This window comes from Vibrio sp. 10N.261.52.A1 (assembly GCF_002876325.1).
GTDB classification, from domain to species: domain Bacteria; phylum Pseudomonadota; class Gammaproteobacteria; order Enterobacterales; family Vibrionaceae; genus Vibrio; species Vibrio chagasii.
The window spans coordinates 1-1,971 of sequence record NZ_MCYD01001241.1; the positions used below are offsets into that span (position 1 = coordinate 1).

The following is a 1,971-nucleotide window of genomic DNA, read 5'->3' on the forward strand; positions in this document are numbered from 1 at the left end:
ACTATTACCAAGCTATTCGTGATTAGAGCCGCAAAATGTTTTTAATATGTGATTAATTGAATATTTGGTGACTTTGCACGCGTATTTATAGGGTTGATAAACAGCATAATAGCGGTGTTCTAGGGTGAACATGCGGTCTGTTGTCATTCTTTGATTAGACCATCTCAATGGACAGGGATAAACCATGAATGAATATCAGTGTGAGAATTGCACCGTAGCTTATTGTTTTGACGACTGTAATTCGCCATTAACGAAACCATATGTGATTGAAGTAGAAGAGGTAGTGGACCGTATAAAAGTATGCCGAAATCCTAAGCAGCGTGAACAAGAAAATTTAGGTACAAAAAATCCCCACAAGCAAAACTGGTAGGGATTTTGACTAAGCTATTGTTCTGTTCTCGCTTTCTCAAGCAAAGGGTATCGCCAAGACTTTTAGAACAGTGTTAATTAGCGAGTGATTACTTTTCGTAGGTTTTGATTTCACCTGATTTCACACGAGCAACGAATGATTGCAGTTCTTTCTTAACAACAGGCATCAAGAAGTATAGACCTAGGATGTTAAAGATAGACATCGCAAAGATAGCTGCATCAGAGAAGTCGATTACCGCACCAAATTGGATTGTTGCACCAATCACAACGAACACACAGAACATCACTTTGAAAACCAGTTCCGTAGCCTTTCCTTCACCGAATAGGTAAGTCCATGCTTTAAGACCGTAGTACGACCAAGAAATCATAGTAGAAAATGCAAACATGATAACGGCTAGTGCTAAGGTGTATTTGAAGAAACCTGCAGTTTCAGTAAACGACGCCGCAGTTAGAGTTACACCTGTTAAACCTGAACCATCGAATGGACCTGTGTTTAGACCAGCGATAGTGATAACCAATGCTGTCATCGTACAAATGATTACGGTATCAACGAACGGTTCTAGTAGTGACACTAGGCCTTCAGTAATTGGCTCTTTTGTTTTTACCGCTGAGTGAGCAATTGCCGCAGAACCAACACCTGCCTCGTTCGAGAAGGTTGCACGCTTCAAGCCTTGAATTAACGCACCAATGAATCCACCAACAACACCTTCGCCAGTAAATGCACCGGTAAAGATTGCGCTGAAAGCAGGGCCAACTTGATCAAGGTTAGAACCGATAACAACTAGAGCCATACCGATATATAGCGCTGCCATCCAAGGAACCACTTTTTCTGTTACCGATGCAATAGAAGGCATGCCACCAACAATCACAGAGAAAACTAAAGCAGCTAGTACAAGGCCAGTGATAACACCGTACTCACTTGGGATATCAAAGGCATACGTTAGCATTGCATGAGCTTGGTTAGCTTGGAACATGTTACCGCCACCAAGTGAACCCAAGATACACATCAGTGCAAAGCCGATCGCAAGTGCTTTACCCAGTCCACCCAATCCGCGCTCACCTAGGCCTTGGCTCAGGTAGTACATTGGACCACCCGAAACCACACCTGACGGTAAGATAGTTCGGTATTTCACACCCAACGTACACTCACAGAATTTTGAAGCCATACCAAGAAGGCCACACAAAATCATCCAGAATGTTGCACCAGGGCCACCGATGGCGAGTGCAGCACCTACACCTGCGATGTTACCAAGACCGACGGTTCCAGAAAGGGCAGTAGCTAAAGCTTGAAAATGGGAAACTTCGCCGTCTTCTTTTGAGTTAGGGTCTGTGTACTTGCCTCTAATGATATCTACAGCCATACCGACTCGCTTAAATTGGACGAAGCCAAAGTAAACAGTAAAGATCAACGCAGCGAGTAATAACCAGCCAACAATAATAGGGAAGTTAGCTTCGCCAACCGGTACACTTTTAAATATGAGTCCAACGAACCATCCTGTGTAGTCGTTGAAAAATCCATCAACACTTTTGCTTAAGTTACTGATAGCTTGATTAAATGATCCTTCTTCTGCAAATGCACTGGAACTAAACAATAATATAAAC

General features: G+C 42.9%; 1 protein-coding gene. It reads right to left on the reverse strand.

The features are described from left to right. Positions 1–458: 458 nt before the first annotated feature. Positions 459–1,971: alanine/glycine:cation symporter family protein (locus tag BCT81_RS26210; protein WP_241908280.1), on the reverse strand; the 1,513-nt coding region annotated here is incomplete at its 5' end.